This window comes from Arthrobacter sunyaminii (assembly GCF_018866305.1).
Lineage (GTDB): Bacteria > Actinomycetota > Actinomycetes > Actinomycetales > Micrococcaceae > Arthrobacter_B > Arthrobacter_B sunyaminii.
In genome coordinates, this window is record NZ_CP076456.1 from 139,951 (window position 1) to 159,447 (window position 19,497).

At 65.1% G+C, this 19,497-nt stretch carries 19 protein-coding genes and 3 tRNA genes; 13 read left to right on the forward strand and 9 right to left on the reverse strand.

What is annotated here, in order from left to right; genetic code table 11:
• Positions 1 to 2: 2 nt before the first annotated feature.
• The 3 genes from KG104_RS00700 to pta form a co-directional block, all read right to left on the reverse strand.
• On the reverse strand, positions 3 to 1,187 hold the full coding sequence (locus tag KG104_RS00700; RefSeq protein WP_104053596.1) for a zinc-dependent alcohol dehydrogenase: 1,185 nt from the start codon (positions 1,185 to 1,187) through the stop codon (positions 3 to 5).
• A gap of 813 nt (positions 1,188 to 2,000) precedes the next feature.
• Entirely contained in the window at positions 2,001 to 3,158 is a 1,158-nt protein-coding gene (locus KG104_RS00705) for an acetate/propionate family kinase (protein WP_207348094.1), read from the reverse strand.
• The gene (gene pta / locus KG104_RS00710; protein WP_207348093.1) at positions 3,158 to 5,230 is read right to left on the reverse strand and encodes a phosphate acetyltransferase; all 2,073 of its coding nucleotides are present in this window, start codon (positions 5,228 to 5,230) and stop codon (positions 3,158 to 3,160) included. Before pta ends, KG104_RS00705 begins: the two co-directional genes overlap by 1 nt.
• Positions 5,231 to 5,496: 266 nt before the next feature.
• On the opposite strand from pta, the gene KG104_RS00715 reads away from it, so the two are divergent.
• From KG104_RS00715 to KG104_RS00725, 3 genes are all read left to right on the forward strand, one after another.
• On the forward strand, positions 5,497 to 7,047 hold the full coding sequence (locus KG104_RS00715; protein ID WP_207348092.1) for an APC family permease: 1,551 nt from the start codon (positions 5,497 to 5,499) through the stop codon (positions 7,045 to 7,047).
• A gap of 90 nt (positions 7,048 to 7,137) precedes the next feature.
• Positions 7,138 to 7,503, forward strand: coding sequence for a thiamine-binding protein (locus KG104_RS00720; protein ID WP_207348091.1), 366 nt, complete (start codon positions 7,138 to 7,140; stop codon positions 7,501 to 7,503).
• Positions 7,504 to 7,628: 125 nt separating this feature from the next.
• The gene (locus KG104_RS00725; RefSeq protein ID WP_104159933.1) at positions 7,629 to 8,498 is read left to right on the forward strand and encodes a spermidine synthase; all 870 of its coding nucleotides are present in this window, start codon (positions 7,629 to 7,631) and stop codon (positions 8,496 to 8,498) included.
• A 101-nt stretch (positions 8,499 to 8,599) separates the two neighbouring features.
• Here KG104_RS00725 and KG104_RS00730 read toward each other — a convergent pair whose 3' ends face one another.
• Positions 8,600 to 10,030 carry an NCS2 family permease gene (locus KG104_RS00730; protein WP_207348090.1) on the reverse strand — a complete coding sequence of 477 codons (1,431 nt, stop codon included), beginning with the start codon at positions 10,028 to 10,030 and terminating at the stop codon, positions 8,600 to 8,602.
• Between the two features lie 143 nt (positions 10,031 to 10,173).
• Positions 10,174 to 10,815, reverse strand: coding sequence for an NAD(P)/FAD-dependent oxidoreductase (locus tag KG104_RS00735; RefSeq protein WP_207348089.1), 642 nt, complete (start codon positions 10,813 to 10,815; stop codon positions 10,174 to 10,176).
• A gap of 297 nt (positions 10,816 to 11,112) precedes the next feature.
• Between KG104_RS00735 and KG104_RS00740 the strand changes: the two genes are divergently transcribed.
• Complete coding sequence (locus tag KG104_RS00740) at positions 11,113 to 12,105, forward strand: universal stress protein (RefSeq protein WP_104053604.1); 993 nt, start codon at positions 11,113 to 11,115, stop codon at positions 12,103 to 12,105.
• 21 nt (positions 12,106 to 12,126) lie between these two features.
• Here the strand turns inward: KG104_RS00740 and KG104_RS00745 are convergent, their stop codons facing one another.
• Complete coding sequence (locus KG104_RS00745) at positions 12,127 to 13,056, reverse strand: cation diffusion facilitator family transporter (protein ID WP_104053605.1); 930 nt, start codon at positions 13,054 to 13,056, stop codon at positions 12,127 to 12,129.
• 13 nt (positions 13,057 to 13,069) lie between these two features.
• Positions 13,070 to 13,429 carry a metallopeptidase family protein gene (locus KG104_RS00750; RefSeq protein ID WP_207348306.1) on the reverse strand — a complete coding sequence of 120 codons (360 nt, stop codon included), beginning with the start codon at positions 13,427 to 13,429 and terminating at the stop codon, positions 13,070 to 13,072.
• A gap of 158 nt (positions 13,430 to 13,587) precedes the next feature.
• Between KG104_RS00750 and KG104_RS00755 the strand changes: the two genes are divergently transcribed.
• The 9 genes from KG104_RS00755 to KG104_RS00795 all read left to right on the forward strand — a co-directional run bounded on the left by KG104_RS00755 (position 13,588) and on the right by KG104_RS00795 (position 17,027).
• Positions 13,588 to 13,660, forward strand: a tRNA-Glu gene (locus tag KG104_RS00755).
• A 59-nt stretch (positions 13,661 to 13,719) separates the two neighbouring features.
• Positions 13,720 to 13,793 (forward strand) — tRNA-Asp (locus tag KG104_RS00760).
• Positions 13,794 to 13,851: 58 nt separating this feature from the next.
• Positions 13,852 to 13,927: transfer RNA gene (locus tag KG104_RS00765), tRNA-Phe, on the forward strand.
• A 197-nt stretch (positions 13,928 to 14,124) separates the two neighbouring features.
• The gene (locus KG104_RS00770; RefSeq protein WP_181032487.1) at positions 14,125 to 14,571 is read left to right on the forward strand and encodes a pyridoxamine 5'-phosphate oxidase family protein; all 447 of its coding nucleotides are present in this window, start codon (positions 14,125 to 14,127) and stop codon (positions 14,569 to 14,571) included.
• Positions 14,572 to 14,628: 57 nt separating this feature from the next.
• Positions 14,629 to 15,183: an Asp23/Gls24 family envelope stress response protein gene (locus tag KG104_RS00775; RefSeq protein ID WP_237685530.1), complete on the forward strand. Its 555-nt coding sequence runs from the start codon at positions 14,629 to 14,631 to the stop codon at positions 15,181 to 15,183.
• Between the two features lie 71 nt (positions 15,184 to 15,254).
• Positions 15,255 to 15,446 (forward strand): DUF2273 domain-containing protein, encoded by a 192-nt coding sequence (locus KG104_RS00780; RefSeq protein WP_104053608.1) that lies wholly within the window; start codon positions 15,255 to 15,257, stop codon positions 15,444 to 15,446.
• Entirely contained in the window at positions 15,443 to 15,838 is a 396-nt protein-coding gene (locus KG104_RS00785; protein WP_237688638.1) for a hypothetical protein, read from the forward strand. The genes KG104_RS00780 and KG104_RS00785 overlap by 4 nt, the downstream gene beginning before the upstream one ends.
• Positions 15,835 to 16,419, forward strand: coding sequence for a DUF6286 domain-containing protein (locus tag KG104_RS00790; protein WP_207348088.1), 585 nt, complete (start codon positions 15,835 to 15,837; stop codon positions 16,417 to 16,419). Before KG104_RS00785 ends, KG104_RS00790 begins: the two co-directional genes overlap by 4 nt.
• Positions 16,416 to 17,027, forward strand: coding sequence for a hypothetical protein (locus KG104_RS00795; protein WP_207348087.1), 612 nt, complete (start codon positions 16,416 to 16,418; stop codon positions 17,025 to 17,027). The genes KG104_RS00790 and KG104_RS00795 overlap by 4 nt, the downstream gene beginning before the upstream one ends.
• Before the next feature lie 77 nt (positions 17,028 to 17,104).
• Here the strand turns inward: KG104_RS00795 and KG104_RS00800 are convergent, their stop codons facing one another.
• Both KG104_RS00800 and KG104_RS00805 read right to left on the reverse strand, forming a co-directional pair.
• Positions 17,105 to 18,241, reverse strand: a complete 1,137-nt coding sequence (locus tag KG104_RS00800) for a Gfo/Idh/MocA family protein (protein ID WP_207348304.1) — start codon at positions 18,239 to 18,241, stop codon at positions 17,105 to 17,107.
• Positions 18,242 to 18,356: 115 nt separating this feature from the next.
• Entirely contained in the window at positions 18,357 to 19,400 is a 1,044-nt protein-coding gene (locus KG104_RS00805) for a substrate-binding domain-containing protein (RefSeq protein WP_207348577.1), read from the reverse strand.
• Positions 19,401 to 19,497: the final 97 nt, after the last annotated feature.

Below are 19,497 nucleotides of genomic sequence, written 5' to 3' on the forward strand. Positions count from 1 at the left end.
GCTTAGTTGGCGCCGGGCGTGAAGACGACCTTGATGCAGCCGTCATCCTTCTTCTGGAACTTCTTGTACAGGTCCGGTGCTTCCTCCAGTCCGGCACGGTGGGTGGTCAGGTCCATGACGCCCAGCGGATCGGAGGGATCTTCGACCAGCGGAATCAGGTCATCCACCCAGCGCTTGACGTTGGCCTGGCCCATGCGCATGTTGATCTGCTTGTCGAACATCTCCATCAGCGGCATCGGGCTGGCCATGCCGCCGTACACGCCGCTCAGGGACACCGTGCCGCCGCGGCGCACAGCGTCAATGGAGCCGTGCAGGGCGGAGAGCCGGTCGGTTCCGGCTGTTTCCATGGCCTTCTGTGCCAGCTTGTCGGGCAGGAAGCCGACGGCGGTTTGGGCGATGGCGCCCACCGGCGAACCATGGGCTTCCATGCCCACGGCATCGACCACGGAGTCCGGTCCGCGGCCGTCCGTCATCTCGCGCAGTTCATCGGCAACGTCCTTGGTCAGGTCCAGCACCTCTGCGCCGTGCTTGGCGGCCAGCGCCCGCCGTTCAGCCACCGGCTCCACCGCGATGACGCGGTAGCCGAGGTGGGTGCCGATCCGGGCTGCGAACTGTCCCACCGGGCCGAGGCCGTACACGGCCAGCGTTCCGCCGTCGGGCACATTGGCGTACTGGACGCCCTGCCAGGCGGTGGGAAGGATGTCGGACAGGAACAGGTAGCGCTCGTCCGGCAGTTCGGAACCGACCTTGATGGGGCCGTAGTCCGCGTGCGGCACGCGCAGGTATTCGGCCTGAGCTCCGGGTACGGAGCCGTAGAGCTCGGAGTAGCCGAAGAGCGGAGCGCCGGATCCCTTCTCCCGGACCTGGGTGACTTCACACTGGGTCTGCAGGCCGCGGCGGCACATGAAACAGGAGCCGCAGGCAATCTGGAAGGGAATCACCACGCGGTCACCGCGCTTGAGGTTGGTGACGCCGGGGCCGACCTCTTCGACGATGCCCATCGGTTCGTGGCCGATGATGTCGCCCTGGTTCATGTACGGGCCCAGGACCTCATACAGGTGCAGGTCAGATCCGCACAGGGCCGTGGACGTGATGCGGATGATCGCATCGGTGGGTTCCTGGATCACCGGATCCGGTACCTCGATGACACTGACGTTCCGCTTTCCCTGCCAAGTTACTGCCTTCATGTGCAAACCTCCTGCTGATTGCGTTGGATGCTTTGAAAGTGCGTGGAACCCATTGTGGCAAATAGTAAGGGTGCTGACAAAATACTGTCCACGGCGCGCCGCATCCAATGCTCGAAGTGGGGGCACCTATGCGCAGCGGATATCGGCAGTCGCATCTCGAATCAGCGGCGGGCCTTAGCCCCAGCAGACCTAGGGGGTGCTCCGGGGCGGGACCTTGCGAGGGGATGCCGGTGTCGCGAGGACTCGGGGGTCCCGGCGGAGAAAGGCCATTTCCAGGGCTTCCTCGTTGGTTAGTGCACGACCTGAGGGCAATGAACGCGATGCCGGCGATTCCGGACCCAATCGGCACACTGGAAGGGCGGACGGAACAATGATTTCCACCGGCTGGACAGCCGTATAACCCGCCCCTGGCCGCCCCCCGTCGGCAGGACCGGACCGGATGCCGGCATCCACGGCGGCATCAGCGCCCGCGCGCAACTGCGTCAAAGCGTCCCTTTCCACGTGTTCGGCCCTGGCGAGATTCACCCGGACCGCGGCGCCCAGGGATCCGGTATGGGTAAGAATGTTCACCAGTGTTGCGTAGGTGGAAGCGGTAAGGCAGCCCCGGACCTCTAAGCAGGCCAGGCGCAGCTGTGTATCGATTCGCACCAGGACCCGAAGCCCGTGGCCGTTTGAGGACTGGTCCCGTGATTCACTGAGCATCGAATCCTCCGCACACTTGTATTAGGCGGCGTCTGCTTAACCGGGTAACCGACGTTATCCCACGTGAGACCGTCTGTCTGCCCCTGGGAGTGGTTACTGGCCCGGCACCTGCTAACTGGGCGCCGCACCCGCGGGCGAGGCGCTGTTCCGGGCCACGGTTTCAGCTGTAGCTTCGGCGATTGCTTCCTCTTCATCGGTGGGCACCACCAGGACAGGAATGGCAGACGCGGCACTGCTGATCAGCCGCGCCCCCGATTCGCGCCGCCGGTTTGCATCCTGGTCCAGCTCGACCCCCAGGGCGCCGAGCTTGTCCACGGTCAGCTCGCGGAAGTCCCAGGAGTTCTCTCCGATGCCCGCAGTGAACACCACCGCCTGCGCGCCTCCCACAGCCACATGGTAGGCGCCGATGTACTTGGCGAGCCGGTACGCGGCAATGTCCAGGGCCGTGGCGGCGGTTGTGTTCCCGGCTGCCGCCGCCTCCTCCAGAGTCCGCATATCCGAGGCACCACCCAGGGCCAAAAGACCCGACTCCCGGTTCAAGAGATCATCAAGGGTCTTCGCGTCATACCCTTCCCGGAGCAGGAACACCAGGATGGACGGATCAACGTCACCGCTGCGGGTGCCCATCACCAGTCCCTCCAGCGGGGTGAACCCCATGGAGGTGTCGATGCTCCGGCCGTCCTTGATGGCCGCCACCGAGGCCCCGTTGCCGAGGTGGGCGATAACGGCGTCGAACTCCTCAGGGTTGATCCCCAAAAAACGTGCCGCAGCCGGAGCCACAAAACCGTAGCTGGTCCCGTGGAAGCCGTACCTGCGGATGCCGTACTTGCGGTAGAGGCTGTTGGGGAGGGCGTAGCGCCAGGCGTGCTCGGGCAGGGTGCGGTGGAACGCGGTGTCGAAAACTGCCACCTGGGGAGTGTCCGGCCATTTGTCATGCACGGCGCGGATGCCGCGGGCGCTGGCCGGATTGTGCAGGGGTGCCAGCGGGCTAAGGCGCTCAATGGAGCGGACAATTTCATTGTCAATCAGGACCGGCTCGCTGAAGCGCTCGCCGCCGTGCACCACCCGGTGTCCGACGGCGTCAATGTCCCGACCGCCGAGAGCTTCGGGCAGGCGGCGGGCCAGCTCCTCCAGTGCAGCGCCGTGGTCCGGCACCGCCTCTTCGCCGATCCGGTCGATGATGCCCTTGACCAGGAGCTCACCGGTTGCGGTGTCCCGCACCTGGTATTTCAGCGACGAGGATCCGGAATTGATGACAAGTACCAGCATCAGCCCTCCTGGGCCTGGACCGCGGTGATGGCCACGGTGTTGACAATGTCTTCAACGGTGCAGCCGCGGGAAAGGTCATTGACCGGTTTCCGCAGTCCCTGCAGGATTGGCCCGACGGCCACCGCTCCGGCCGACTGCTGCACCGCCTTGTAGGTGTTGTTGCCGGTGTTGAGGTCGGGAAAAATGAAGACGGTGGCCTGCCCGGCCACGCTGGAACCGGGCAGTTTCGAGGCGGCAGTGGAGGCGTCCACTGCGGCGTCGTACTGGATGGGTCCTTCCACCGGCAGGTCCGGCCGGCGGCTGCGGACCAGTTCGGTGGCCTCGCGGACCATTTCAACCGATTCACCGTGTCCCGAAGCTCCGGTGGAATAGGACAGCATGGCCACCCGGGGCGTCACGCCGAACCGGGCGGCAGTGTCCGCGGAGGCCAGGGCAATGTCCGCCAGCTGCTTGGCATCCGGCTCCGGGTTGACAGCGCAGTCCCCATATACCAGCACCCGGTCCTCCAGCAGCATGAGGAAGACCGAGGAGACGATCTCCACCCCTTCCTTGGTGCGGATGAATTCCAGTGCCGGCCGGATGGTGTTGGCAGTGGTGTGGGCCGCTCCGGAGACCATCCCGTCCACCCGTCCCAGCTGGACCATCATGGTGCCAAAGTATGCCCCGTGGAGCATACGTTCGCGGGCGTCCTCCAGGGTCACGCCCTTCTTGGCCCGCAGGGCCGCGTATTCGCGGGCAAAGTCGTCCCGCAGTCCACTGGTTGCCGGGTTGATGATGGTGGTGCCGCTGAGGTCAACGCCTTCGCTGGCCGCCAGTTCCCTCACCTGGCCTTCGGGCCCCAGGATGGTTAGGGCGCACACGTCCCGGCGCTGCAGGATTTCGGCGGCGCGGAGCACCCGTGCGTCCAGGCCCTCCGGCAGGACAATGTGCTTGCGCTGCGCCCGGGCACGCACGATCAGCTGGTTCAGGAACCGCAGCGGCGTGGTTTTCTCCGGGCGGGGCAGCTCCAGTCGCTCCAGGAGCTCATGCTCGTCCACGTGCCGGGTCCAGACGCCGAGGGCGGCCGCCACCTTCCGGCGCTGGCCCGAGGCAATCTCGCCGCGCACCCGGCTGACTTTCCGCGCGGCCGTGTACGTGTCGTCGTCGACGGCGAACACGGGAAACGGTGCCTGCGACAGCAGGGCCAGGATGCCCGCATCAATGGGCAGGCCGCCGGTCAGCACCATGCCGCTGGGAACCGGAAACTCGGGCGAAACGGCGGAGGCCAGCGCAGCCACCATGACGTCCGCCCGGTCGCTGGGGGCGATGACCAGATTGCCGTGGTCCAGCTGGGAAATAAAGTTCCCCACCGTCATGGCAGCGACCTTGATGCCGACGACGTCGCGTTCCAAGGATGCGCTGCCGGCCACCTGGCGCGCGTGCAGAGCCCTGGCGACCTCGGACATGGAGGGTTGGGAAATCTCGTTCAGTTCGGGCATCACGTACACCGGCCGGCCGGAGGCTCCCGGGCGTACGGCGGCCCTGACTTCATCCACGGCGTCCGGCTCCGCCCGGTTCACCATCATGGCGAGGAGGTCACAGTGTGCGTCGTGCAGCTCCCGCCTGGCCACGTCCACCGCATCGGCCGTTTCCGGCACCGTCATCTCCCGCGCGTTGACAACCGCCAGCACCACAGCGCCCAGGTTGTTCGCGAGGCGGGCGTTCAGGACAAACTCAAGGGCGACGTCGTGCCCGGACAGGTCGGTGCCCTCGATGATCACCACGTCGCAGTGGGCTGCGACTTCGTTGTAGATCGTCAGGCACCGGGAATCCACTTCACCGCGTTCGCCGGCCACAAGCAGGGAGCGGACCTCGCGGCGGGTGAGCCCGCCCCGGCTTGTCTCGGCGGTCAGGTTGAAGTTGCGCTGCATCAGCCGCACCATGGGATCCTGTGCCGGTTCGGAGCCTTCCACGATCGGCCGGAAGAACCCTACGCGGTCGGCATGGCGCAGCAGCATGTCGGCAAGGCCGAGGGTGACAAGGGACTTGCCGGACCCCGGGGTCATGGCACTGACATAGATTCCGAGGGCCATGGTGGTTGTCCGATCTGTGGGCTTCAGGGCCGTGCCGCTTCGTTGACACCGGAAGCGCACAAGGTGTGACCGGCGACACTGTTCCATCTTCCCAAAAGCACCGGGCAGTGGCTAGCAGGCAGGCCGCCGGAGCCCGCCGCGTACCGTTTCCCCCGTCCTGGCTGGACTGTAACGTCTCAGCATGTGGGATTAAACTGGAGAGCGCCGGTCTGCGGCCTACGATTGATCGGTCAGTTTTACCGAATACCTCGAGTACAAGGACCACCGTGAGTCTCTTCCGAACCAAACCCATTGAGGATTCCCTAGCGGATGCCGACGAACCCGGACGGCGGCTAAAACGCTCCCTGACCACCTGGGATCTCATGATTATGGGGGTGGCCGTGGCCGTGGGTGCCGGGATTTTCTCGGTGGGCGCCAAGGCGGCAGCCGATTTCTCCGGTCCGGCGGTGACCCTGTCCTTTGTCCTGGCTGCGCTCACCTGTGCGCTGGCCATCATGTGTTACGCCGAGTTCGCCACCGCCATTCCGGTGGCCGGCTCCGCCTACGTCTTCACCTACGCCACCATGGGCGAACTTGTGGCCTGGATTATCGGCTGGAACCTGATCCTGGAACTGTTCACTGCCGCGGCCGTGATCGCCAAGTACTGGGGCATCTACCTCAGTGAGGTGTTCCGGCTGATCGGCTGGGACGTTCCGGCCACCATCGACCTCGGTCCGGTGGACCTGACCTGGGGCCCGCTCCTGATCGTCGCGGTCTTCACCGTACTGCTGGTGATGGGCACGAAGCTGTCCGCCCAGGTCAGCAACGTCTTCACGCTGATCAAGATCGGCGTGGTGCTGTTTGTCATCGTCGCCGGCTTCTTCTACGTCAAGGCCGAGAACTACACGCCCTTCATTCCGGATTCCGTACCCACCGGAGGCACCGGCGCCGAAAGCGTTATGCAGCAGTCGCTGTTCTCCTTCCTGACCGGTGCGGCGCCGGCCCAGTACGGTGCACTCGGCGTGTTTGCCGGTGCCGCCATCGTTTTCTTCGCCTTTATCGGATTCGACGTCGTGGCGACGTCCGCCGAAGAAGTGAAGGACCCGGGCAAAACCCTTCCCCGGGGCATCTTCGCCGGACTGGCAGTGGTCACCCTGCTCTACATCGGCGTATCCCTGGCCCTGACCGGCATGGTTTCCTACACCGATCTCGCTGCCGCCGAAGCGCCCAACCTCGCCACTGCCTTCAGCCTGGTGGGCAACACCTGGGCGGCGCAGGTCATAGCCATTGGCTCACTGATTGGCCTCACCACCGTGATCATGGTGCTCCTCATGGGCCTGGCCCGCGTGGTGCTGGCCATGAGCCGCGACGGCCTGCTGCCCCGCTCCCTCTCCCGCACCAGCGACAAGCACGCCACCCCGGCCCGCCTGCAGATCCTGTGCGGCACCCTGGTGGCACTGGTAGCCGGCTTCACGCAGGTTGATGTGCTGGAAGAGATGATCAACATCGGCACGCTGTCCGCGTTTGTGGTGGTCAGCCTCGGTGTCCTCGTACTGCGCCGCAAGCGCCCGGACCTCAAGCCTTCCTTCCGGGTGCCTTTTGGACCCGTGCTGCCCGTGCTTTCAGCGCTGCTGTGCCTGTACCTGATGGCCAACCTGGCCGTGGAAACGTGGATCTACTTCGCCGGCTGGCTCCTCATCGGATTCCTGGTGTACTTCGCCTACGGCCAGCGGAATTCGCGCATGAATGAGAAGTTTGCCGAGGTCCGGCAGGCGGAGCGGGATGAACGCGCGGACCGGCTGGCCCGCGAACAGGGCTCTTCCGCAACGGAGGCCTGAGCGCGTCCGGCTCGCCTGCGGGTTGGACCCGTGGGCGGGCCGGCGGCCGGCGGGGTTGCTTTCGGAGGCGCCGGTGGCAGACTGGGCCTCATGCTAGTTGCCTTTTCAGTAGCCCCGTCCGGCGTTGGTCCGGACACTCCCGCGGGTCCCGCGGCGGCTGACGCGTCAGTGCACGACGCCGTCGCCGCGGCAGTCCGGATTGTGCGCGAGTCCGGCCTGCCCAACCGCACCGATTCCATGTTCACCACCCTTGAGGGGGAGTGGGACGAGGTGATGGAGGTGATCCGCCGTGCCACGGAAGCGGTGGGCCGTTACGGCAGCCGCGTGTCCCTGGTGCTCAAAGCCGACATCCGGCCCGGCCACACCGGTGAAATAGAAGGCAAGGTCCAGCGGCTTGAAGCGGCGCTGGAACGGACCCGGGAAGCGGATTCCGGGAGCGGCAGCACCCGTTCCTGAAGTCTCGTTCCCGCCGCGGGCGGCACCGCTGCAGGCGCTTAAACTGGAAGCATGACCCTTACTCCCTGCGCGACGACGCCGACCGGCTGCCTCCGGACCATTCCGGTTCTCCGGATGGCTGCCTGATGGGCCGGCAGCGGCCCGGAAAGAATCCGGCTCACTCTGCGGATACAGGAGATGCGCCCTCGGGTGGGCCGGTGGCCGGAACCTATCCGGTGGACACCGGAACCTGTGAACTGATCCCGGACCAGTTCAACCCCCACGGCTGGATCCTGAAGGTCAACGGAGTGCACAGCTCCCACATCGACGTCGCCGATCCGCGCCTGCTGGACTTTGAATACATGCGCTGGATCGCTGCGCTTGTGGACACACACTGGGAAGCCGACGCGAAGCTGCGCGCCCTGCACCTTGGTGGCGCCGCCTGCTCCATGGCCCGCTACTTTGCCGCCGGTTTTCCCAATGCCCGCCAGGTGGTGGTGGAACTGGACGGCCGCCTCGCCGAGCTGGTGCGTGCCTGGTTTGACCTGCCGCGTGCACCCCTGATGCGGCTGCGCGTGGGGGAAGCCCGCGAGGTCACCGAAACCCTGCACGACGACAGCCGCGACCTGGTGATCCGTGATGTCTTCGCCGGTGCCAAAACTCCGGAGCGCCTCACCACCCTCGAATTCACCGCCCAGGCGGCGCGGGTACTGGCACCCGGCGGGCTCTACATCATCAACTGCGGCGACACCCCGGATCTGCGCGGAGCACGCCGCGAAGCCGCCGCGGTGAGCCGGGTGTTTGCGCACACCGCCGTCGTCGCGGATCCCGCGATGCTCAAGGGCCGGCGCTACGGCAATATGATCATTGCCGGCAGTGACGCACCGTTTGCCGGGCACCCGTCCCTGCCGCGGACCCTGCTGGGCGGCGGCGTTCCTGCCCATCTGTGGGATGACGCCCAGGTGCGCGCCTTTGCCGCGGGCACGCGTCCGCTGACGGACGAAGAGGCGTCCTGACGGATTTCTGGCAGCAAAAAGACCGTCCGTGATGCACAGTGCACCACGGACGGCCTTTTTCTTCATGCCCTTCGAAACCCGACTGCTTCGGGTACGGGGACTTAGACCCCGAGGGCTGAGGAAATTGCCCCCACGGAGAAGAACACCACGAAGGCTGCGGCCACCACATACATCAGCGGGTGGACTTCCTTGCCGCGGCCCTGGAAGAGGCGGATCACGGCGAAAGTCACGAACCCGGCACCCAGGCCGGTGGCGATGGAGTACGTGAACGGCATCAGGACAATCGTCAGGAACGAGGGAATGGCCAACCCAATGTCGCTCCAGTCGATCTTGCCAACCTGGGAAACCATGAGAAAACCCACCACCACCAGTGCGGGGGCGACAGCCTCAAACGGCACCAGATAAATCAGCGGCGTCAGGAACATGGCGACAATGAAGAGCAGGCCGGTCACCACGGAGGCCAGCCCGGTGCGGGCGCCTTCAGCGATGCCGGAGCCGGATTCCACGAAGATCTGATTGGAGGAAACACCCGCGGCACCGCCTGCGACTGCACCGGCTGCATCGACCAGGAGGACGCGGTCCACGTTCGGGATGTTACCGTCTTTGTCGACGGATCCGGCGGCGGACGCCAGGCCCACCATGGTGCCCATCGCGTCAAAGAAGATGCTCAGCAGGATCACGAAGGTCAGCAGGGACGCAGCGACGACACCAAGCGTCTGGAAGGAACCAAAGACGCTGACTTCGCCCAGCAGGGAAAGATCCGGGGCCGCCCACTGCGGCATGCTCGGGGTGACCAGCGACCAGCCGGTTTCGATGCCGGCGCCCTGGGAGCCGGGGGCAGCGACCATCTCGATGATCACGGCGAGGACGGTGGAGGACACGATGCCAATGAGGATGGCGCCCCTGACGTTGCGGGACATCAGGACGATCGTCACGAGCAGGCCAAAGACGAAGACCAGGCTCGGCCAGCCCAGCAACTGGCCCCCGGTCCCCAATTCCAGCGGAACGGTGGTGCCGGCCGCGTCGGGGATGCGGCGGACAAAGCCCGCGTTCACAAAGCCCAACAGTGCAATGAACATGCCGATGCCGACGACGATCGCCGTTTTCAGGCTGGCCGGAACGGCCCTGAAGACCGCGGTCCGGAAACCGGTCAGGACCAGGATGAACATGGTCACGCCGGAAAGCAGGACCAGGCCCATGACGTCGGGCCAGGTCAGGCCCGGATTGGTTGCCACCGTTGCGGCGACGAAGGCGTTGACGCCCAGCCCGGTAGCGAGCGCAAACGGATGCTTGGCCCAGGCACCCATGATGATGGTCAGCACGCCGGCCACGAGGGCGGTGGCAGCAGCGACAGCAGGCCCGGACAGTGTGTTGCCTACGCCGTCCTGGCCGCCGAGGATCAGCGGGTTAAGGACCACGATGTAGCTCATGGCGAAAAATGTGGCCAAACCACCCCGGACTTCGCGGGAGACGGACGAACCCCGTTTGGAGATCTCGAAATACCGGTCCAGCTTTGAACCTTGTTTGAGCATGACGCTTCCTCTGAATGGGTCTTGGCGTGTGAGGGGAATCCCGCCATTCGATCTTATCGCGCGCCTTTGGTCGCATTACCGGGAGGACATATAAGGGTGGAGAGCCCGTAACGTGAGATTCATCGCGTCCGTCCGCGCCGGAACTAAGCGCTGCCGGTCCAAACCCCGGAACCAGAGTCGAAAGCCGCGCCGCGCTGAGCCACTTCCTGTCCCGCGCGCTTGGCCTGACGGACCAGTTCGCGGGTGGACGAAGTAACTGCTTCCCCCGCACCCACAACGTAGAGGCCCGCACTGCGCAGGGACTTGCGCCGTTCCGCTCCGGCAGTGAATCCGAGTGAGCGGAGCAGCTTTAGCACTGCCGGGCGCCCGCATCCGGCCAGCACCACGGCATCGGCCAGCAGCAGGCCCTCGGGGGTGCGGACCGCCCACTTGACGGCTGTCCGAGTCACCGGTGCGGGAATCTTGGAACCCCGCAGCAGGCCCACTGCCTGGACGGCAGTGCCGCGGCGGATATCCAAGGAGTGGCCCGTCGCGTAACCGTGCAGCAGGCGGAGCAGTTCGGCCCGTCCCGGCAGGCCGGCGGAATCCGTAACCGGCACATGGGTCGGTTGGCTGTCATGCGCAAGGCCGTCCAGGACAACGGACTCCACGCCCCGGCGGTTCAGTTCACTCACTACTGCCAGGCCGGTCAGCCCGCTGCCAATGACGACGGCGCTGGTCACTTCCGTGTGGATTCCCGCCGCCGGGGGTACTGCTTTTGCCGTGCCGTTAACCTTGCGGGTCACTGTTCTAACCACCGAGGCAACCCCCTGACGTAGATCAAGGCTGCGGGGCCGGCGCCTCTTCCGGTTCCGCAGATGCCCGCCCCGGACGGATGCGGGCAGGTTTTCCGGTTGTGATGCCCCGAAGCATATCCGCCTTTCGCGGTGCCGTGTAGTGCCTCTTTCGGTGTGTTCCGGAAGCCGTCTCTCTCCGGGGCGAGGCACTGTAGGCTACCCACTAGAGCGGTGTTTGGCGGCGTTCCTCCGGGACGCCGGCGGCCGTGGGCGGAGCGAGAGGGGTGCGGAACTGTGGGTAGTTCAATGTGGAGCGAAGACAGTGGGCTGGAGGCATCGACGGGCATCGTGGTGGGTGTGGACGGCTCCGACCAAAGCCTGTGTGCCCTCGTGTGGGCAGCGAAGGAGGCTCAGCGGCGCAGAAGCCCGCTGCATGTCGTCACCGCATATACCGTGCCCATCTTTGCGGCCTCGTCCATGGACGCCGGCTACTCGACCATGGATGACGCCATCATCCGTGAGGGTGCACAGTCCGTCCTGGACAAGGCCCTGGAGCGCATCAGCCGGTACAACATTGAGGTTTTTCCGCGGGTCGAAACCGGAGATGCGTCCGCCGTCCTGCTGGAGCTGTCCGAGGAAGCGGAGCTGATGGTGGTGGGGTCCAGGGGCCGCGGCGGCTTCGTGGGGCGCCTGCTGGGGTCGGTCTCGAGCGCCCTGCCGGCGCATGCCAAATGCCCCACGGTGGTGGTTCCCCTGCGAACGGCGGGACGGCTCCCCGAAGCCGGGGTTCGGCCGCCGTCCGGATCACCCACTACGCAGACCGTTGAGGACGTGGTGGTGGTGGGCGTGGACGGCTCCGAACAGGGGCGTGCGGCGTCCCTCGTTGCCGCTGAGCAGGCCATGAGCCGAGGACTGCCGCTGCAGATCCTCTGCGCACTGCCGCCCTTCAGCGGCTCCCTTGCCTGGGTTCCCGCCCCGCTGGACCTTGAAGCCCTGCACGAGGAAATCTCCGAGCAGCTGCGGGCAGGCCAGGCCTGGCTGCAAAGCCACTTCCCGGACCTGCCGATGTCCGTGCAGCTGCTCGACGGTCCTCCCGCCGAGATCATGATCGACCGGACGGCGGACGTGGAACTGCTCGTCATGGGCACGCGCGGGCGCGGAGGGTTCGCCGGCATGCTGATGGGCTCCACCAGCCAAAGCGTGCTGCATCATGCCAAGGGTCCTGTAATGGTGGTTCCCGATCACGAGGATCCGCGGCTGGCGGACCGGGCGAACTTCGGTTCCCTTCCGGAGGAATAGCCCGGACCGGGATGCCCGGGGTCAGGCGTGCTGCTGTCCCTCGTGCACGGCGTGCGTGGCCGGCTCCAGCTGGAACGTGCAGTGCTCGGTGTCAAAGTGCTCGCTGAGGCAAGTGGTCAGCCGGTCCAGCAGCTGGTCCATCCGCTCGGAGGTGAGATGGTCGTCGTCGACCACCACGTGTGCAGAGAACACCGGAACACCCGAGGTGATGGTCCAGATGTGGATGTCATGCGCATCGGAGATGCCGTCCACCCGCACAATGTGGTCCCGGATCATTTCGGTGTCCACGCCCTGCGGAGTGGCTTCGAGCAGGACATCGATGACTTCCTTCAGCAGCGACCACGCCCGCGGCAGGATCATCAGGGCAATCAGGATGGATGCCCAGGTGTCCGCCTGCTGGTAACCCGTGAGCATGATGACGACGGCGGATACCACCACGGCGGCCGACCCCAGCAGGTCGCCCAAGACCTCCAGATAGGCGCCGCGCACGTTCAGGCTCTCCTTGCGGCCGCTTTGCAGGACCAGCAGGGACGCGAGGTTGGCCAGCCCGCCCACAATCGCGGCACCGAGCATGAGGCCGGTGTGCACTTCGGGTTCCGATCCGAAGCGGCGGATCGCCTCCACGAAAATGACGGTGGCAATGACGATCAGCAGCACGGCGTTGGCCAGGGCGGCCAGGACTTCCGCGCGCTGGTAACCGTAGGTGCGGCGCTTGGTGGCGGGCCGGGTGGCAATCCAGGCTGCCAGCAGCGCGATTGAAACACCGGCGGCGTCTGAGAGCATGTGGCCGGCGTCGGCAAGCAAAGCCAGTGAGCCGGAGAGCAGGGCACCCACTACTTGGAGGAAAACAACGCTGATGGTGATCAGGAAAACGATCAGCAGTTTGCGGCGGTGCCGTCCGGTGGCGGTTCCTGCGGGCAGTCCGTGACTGTGGCCGTGATGATCTCCCATGCCTTAAGGCTAACTACCCCCAGCCAAGTTCGTGCAGGCGCTCGTCGTCGATCCCGAAATGATGGGCGACCTCGTGGATAACCGTGATGCGGATTTCATCGACCAACTCATCCCTGGAGGAACACATCCGCATCAGTGGCCCGCGAAAAATGACGATGCGGTCCGGAAGGGAACCGGCATCCCACCACGAATCCCGTTCCGTCAGGGGGGTGCCTTCGTACAGGCCCAGCAGCTCGGTTGCGGGGTCCTCTCCGGGGTCCGGGATGTACTCGTCCTCGATGAAGATCGCGACGTTGTTCATGGCGGCGGCCAGGTCCGCGGGGATGGTATCGATGGCGTCATCCACTGCGGTCTCGAAGTCTTCGGGAAGCATCTCTATGGGCACCTAAGCCACTTTAGCGGGGCGGCCTCCGGCCCGGTTACGGCGGCCGTTTTGCTGTTTGCCCAAACAGGCCCTATAGTTTTATGAGTCCACAGGGGCGCAAACGAACGGAAACTTCCGCTTCCAAGCGTTCCCTGTGTGTTCTAAAGGCCCCCATCGTCTAGCGGCCTAGGACACCGCCCTTTCACGGCGGCGGCACGGGTTCGAATCCCGTTGGGGGTACTCAGGAGTGGTAATCGGACCGGCAAAATGCTGGTAGAGTTTACACTCGTGAAAAGCAAGGCCCTGTAGCGCAGTTGGTTAGCGCGCCGCCCTGTCACGGCGGAGGTCGCGGGTTCGAGTCCCGTCAGGGTCGCTCAGATTTTCTGAAGCGATTTGGAAGATCTCGGTGATCATCGGTTGCGATGATGCCCGGCTCTGTAGCTCAGTTGGTAGAGCGTTCGACTGAAAATCGAAAGGTCACCGGATCGACGCCGGTCGGAGCCACCAGCTAAAACCCCGGACTTACGAGTCCGGGGTTTTTCTTTTAACTGTCCGCCGCTGCCGGCGGCGTCTTTAATTTCGGCTGCGGCACCCCCGGCGTCGCAACAGAACCCACACCCTATAACCGGAAAAACCCGGAGCTTCTCTTCCCAAAATCTGCGGGTTCCCGCTTGAATGGTCCCGAATCTACTTCGGAGGCAATGATGGCGACGGAAGATACACAGGCTTTTGTGTGGGAAACTGCTGCAACCCACCAGAGTGAGGACCTGACGGAAGCGCAGTGCTGGACGCTGTTGGCGGGCACGGGAACCGGGCGGGTTGCCTACCAGGACAACGGCCGGGTGCTGGTGTTCCCGGTCAACTACGTGGTCCACGACCAAGGCGTGTATTTCCGAACAGCGCGGGACGGCGTGCTGGGAGGTGGACCGGAGCACCAAAACGCATCGTTCCAGATTGACCACCATGATTCCGGGCGCATGGAAGGCTGGTCGGTTCTGCTCAGCGGCCGTGCCGAGCCGGTCACGGACGCGGACCTGCTGACCGAACTCTGGGGCCGCCGCATGGATGAGCCCTGGGGCGGCGGTCAGCGGGATGTTTTCATCGGCATTGAGCCGGGGCTCCTGACCGGGCGCAGGGTGGGGCGGCGATGACGGCCGCCCGTGGCCCTGCCTGCCCAAAGTGCGGACCTGCAGGATACGCTTTGCAGCATGGATGATGCCCAGAACCAGAACATGTCCGCGGCCCAGGCCGGCCTGGCCGGGCAGGGATCCGCGGATGCCGCCGCCCATCGGGCCCCCGTGCACGCACCTGCTCCGGACCGCACGGTAAATCCGGCCCCCGCATCGGTTCCCGATGCGGTTCCGCCAACCGCGGTCGGCGGCAAGACGGCCATCAGTGAGCAGGCAGTGGCCAAAGTTGCTGCCATTGCCGCCCGGTCCGTGGCAGGAGTTTACGCACTGGGCACCGGTTCCGGACGTGCGCTGGGCGCCGTCCGCGATGCAGTGGGTGCGTCCAGCGCCACTCAAGGGGTCCACGTTGATGTGGGTGAGACTGAAGTTGCGGTTGACGTGACCCTCGTGGCTGTTTACGGAACCCCGCTGACCCGGATTGCCGACAATGTCCGTACCGCCGTTTATTCTGCGGTGGAATCGCTGGTGGGACTGCGGGTGGTGGAAGTGAACGTTGACGTGAATGATGTCCAGATTCCAGGTGCGGCCGAAGGCCGGTCCGACAAGCCGGGCTCAGGGTCCGAGTCCGCTTAGCGGAAGGGCTGCGGCAGTATCCGTTATAGGGTCGAAGAAGAGTTCGGGATCACCGTCATGAGGCAGGAACAATGAAACCAACCGTTACAGGCATGGCGATCGGAGCCGTTCTCGCCTTCACCGCACTGATTTTCGATTTTTGGGGCTTCCTGCTGATGGCACTGTTCATTGCAGCAGGGGCTTTGTGCGGGCGCGCCGCCGAGGGCAAAGTGGATTTCCGCACTGTCCGTGACGCGCTGACCGGACGCCGTTCTTCCTCGTGAGCTCCGCAGTCCTGCCCGCAGTTCCGGCCGCTGAACGCCAAGCAGGTCTCGCCGGACACAACCGGATCAGCACCCAGGCGCTGACCTCCACGGCCAAAGCCGCGGCAGCCGAGTTCTTTCGGGTTCCGCCGGCGCAGATCAGGGTCACTTGGTCCGATGACCAGGGCATGCTCGCCATGTCTCTTGCCCTGCCGGTTGCTCTTCCGCCCCTGAACCGCATCGCGGCTGATCCGAATCTTGTAAGCCGGGCCGGCGGATCCGTCTGGGACCGCGCCCATGAGGCCAAACCCCTGCTCAGGGACAGGGTTACCGAACTGACCGGCTCGCTCGTTTCCCGCGTGGACATACGCATTACCGGGGTCCACCTCGAGGAAGGAAGCAGGGTCCGGTGAGCAGCAACGACGTTCGCACGCGGCAGATCGTACGCCGTGAAACCCACGCCAGCCGGGCAGCCGCTTCCATAGTGCTGGTCATCCTGGCCATTATTTTCTGCCTATACGTCCTGCTGGAAGCAACGCTCCAGGCCCTCGGCCAGGACGCCTGGCTCACAGACCCTGCCGCCCTGGGCGCCTGGCTTTCCCGCCTTCCCGAGAACGCAGACTCCGCCATACTGGGACTCAGCGGACTGCTGATCCTGCTGGCGGGCCTGGTGTTCTTCCTGCAGGCGGTCCTGCCGGGCAGGCGTCCGCGCTACTCATTGCCCAACCCGCGCGCCGCCGTCGTGGTGGACGCTGAAGTGCTGGCCTCTTCGCTGGCGCGCCGGACCCGCCTCACTGCCGGCGTCACTGCCGAGCAGGTGCTGGTGACGGTGGGCCGCACCCGTATTGACGTCCGCATCCGGCCGACGTCGGGCATCCCGGTCGATGAAGAGGCGGTGCGCGCGGCCGTGACCGAAGAGTTGGAGCTGACCGGCCTGGCGCCCCGCCCCGAGGTTCGCGTGCAGGTGTCTTCCGTGGGGGTGATCGGCCAGTGAACCGCACACCCCGGGCACTGAACCGCATCCTGCTGGGGCTGATCGGCCTGATCCTCATCGGGATCGGCGGCGGCCTGCTCTGGCTCACCCTCGACAGCGGTGCCGCCGGCAGCTGGCAGCGCTTCGCGCCTAACATGCTGGAGCGGATCCAGGCTTTCGGGGCGGACACCGCCCTCCCAGGGCAGTCACAGAGCTGGATCTGGGTGCTGCTGGCCGTAGCCATGCTCGTGGCGATTGTGCTTCTGGTCCTCTGGGCCGCCGCGCAGGGCCGCGGCCGAACCGGAACCCTGGTGTCAGAATACGACGACGACGGCGCACCGGGCCGGGTGGCGATCAGCGGCGCGATGGCGGAGCAGGCCCTGCGCTCGGCACTGCAGGAAGATCCCGATGTGGCGGCTGCCGCCGTCAGCACCTATGACGTGCGGGGCAGCTCGGCCCTGCGGATTCGCATCAATCCCCGGCAAGGTGCGGCACCCCACCTGATCGCCGCCGACGCCACGCGCCTAGTTGAGGCGCTGGACGCCGCACTGGGCCGGGAGCCGGCGGTACTGATCAGTATCGATGCGGGCCGCAAGCTGCGCTTCAACCGCGAGGACCGCGTCCGCTAGGGGCGACAGGCAGTGCATTGACTGTTGGTGCTGAAAGCAGGCAACCACGTGGTCCAGGCAACCGCGTCCGGCCTGCGTCAGCTTTCGGTCCCGGTCCAAATACTCTCGTGTGACGCGCTGCGTTCCACTCCGCCGAGGACTCTTTGCACCTGCAGTCCGTCGGCGAAGGAGGGTTCCGGTTGGCGCCCCTCGGATATGGCTTCCACGAAGTCTTTTACCTGGTGTGAAAAACCGTGCTCATAGCCCAGCATGTGTCCGGCGGGCCACCAGGCTGATATGTACGGGTGTTCAGGTTCGGTGACCATGATGTCGGTGAATCCCTGGCGGGTGGCAGGGGCCGTTGCGTCATAAAAACCCAGCGAGTTCATCTTTTCCAAATCGAAGCTAATAGTTCCCCGCGAGCCGGCGACTTCAATCCGGAGCGCGTTCTTCCGGCCGGTGGACATGCGGGTCGCTTCGAAGGAGCCGACTGCGCCGCCGTCGAACCGGCTGTTAAAGAGGGCAAGATCGTCTACCGTGACAGTGCCTCTTTCTGCGGTTGCGGTCCCGGCCAGCCCCGAACCGTGGCCAAGAAGGGGCCGTTCGTGGACAAAGGTATTGAGGGTGCCGCTGACGGCAGTGATCTTCTGGCCCGTGATGAATTGCGCGAGGTCGACGGCGTGGGCCCCCAAGTCACCCAAGGCACCGGAACCTGCAAGGTCCTTCTGGAGGCGCCAGGTCAGGGGAGCCTCGGGGTCAACCAGCCAATCCTGGAGGTAAACGGCGCGTACCTGCCGGATCTCTCCAACGGCACCGGACTGAACGAGGTCCCTGGCGAACGCTGCCGCCGGCACCCGGCGGTAGGTGAAGCCAACCATGGCGCTGCCGACCGCGCCCTCCGCTGCCGCCGTCATGGCTTCGGCCTCTTCAAGGCTGTTGGCAAGCGGTTTCTCGCACAGCACGTGCTTGCCCGCTTCCAGGGCTGCTATGGCGATCTCGGCGTGGGAAGCACCAGGTGTGACAATATCGATGACATCGACGTCGTCACGGGCTATGGCACCCCGCCAATCGGTCTCCGTCTGCTCCCATCCCCATTTCTGCGCAGCCGCTTCCGTTCGCCCGGCGTTCCGGCCAACAAGCAAGGTCATTTCCGGACGGGCAGGAAGGTCAAAAAACCGCGGCGCAACCCGCCATCCCTGTGAATGGGCAGCACCCATGAATCCGTGGCCGATCATGGCAACTCGCAGGGGTGATACGTCGTTCAGCATGGTTCCTCTTCCGGCTGTTGGAAAACTCAACGGCCGCGGGACGCCCAGACCCGGGGCGTCCCGCGGGGGGGGGGGGGGGGGGCTAGGACTCGAAGGCGGTCGGCAGATACTGCTCGACGTTCTCCTGAGTGACTACCGGGGCATTCAGGACAATGCGCTTCGGGACCTCTACCTCTACCAAGTCACTCATTGCCTTATCCTGCGCGATCAGCCGGGCCAGGCGGATTCCGTCCGCTGCCTGGGTGGAGGGGTAGATCACCGTAGCTTCCAGGACGCTTTCACCGGACTGGATCTCCCGCATGGCGTTTGCCGATCCGGCGCCGCCGACCATGAAGAACTCATCCCGGCCGGCGTTGTCGATTGCCGCCAGGACGCCGATGCCCTGATCGTCATCGTGGTTCCAGATGGCATCGATCTTCGGGGCTGCGGAGAGCAGCTGTGACGTGGTCGCTTCTCCGCCCGCAATCGTGAAGTCCGCAGCCACTCGGTTGTCCACGTCCAATCCGCAGGATTCGAGGGCGTCCGCAAAGCCCCGGCTGCGATCCTGCGTCAGCGGCAGCGAGTCGACACCGGCTATTTCGGCAACAACGGCGTCGTTATTCCCGCCGAGCTTCTCGCAGATATAGTTTCCTGCGCTGACACCCATGCCATAGTTATCTCCCAGCACGGTGGCCCGGGCTGCAGAGGGGCTGGAGAACTCCCGGTCAACGTTGATCACGGGGATTCCGGCCTCGGTCGCCTGGGTCGCCACCTGGGTCAGCGCAGCGCCGTCCGTCGGCAGCAGCACAATGGCATCAACGCCGTCGTTGATGAACTGTTCAACCTGGCTGATCTGGAGGTTGGCGTCATTGGTGCCTTCCGCGACCCGCAACTCCACGTCCGGAAGATCCTCCGCTGCGGCGAGGGCGGCACTGTTAATGGCACCGAGCCAGCCATGATCTGCTGCCGGCCCCGAAAAGCCGATGACAACCGTGTCCCCCTCGGCCTCGTTGCCCTCAACCGAAGCATTGGTGGGCTGGCTGTCTCCGCCCTCATCCCCGGGCGTGCACCCCGTGACCAGGGCGCCAACAGCAAGGAAGGCACCGACGGGGATGAGCATTTTCCGTTTCTTGAGAACTGCAGGCATCTGTCTCTCCTCATTGAGTAAGTGCGTCTTCGCCAGGAACATGACCACCACTGAAAGCCGCAACTTTGCGTGATTCGCATCACAATAACAGAAGAAC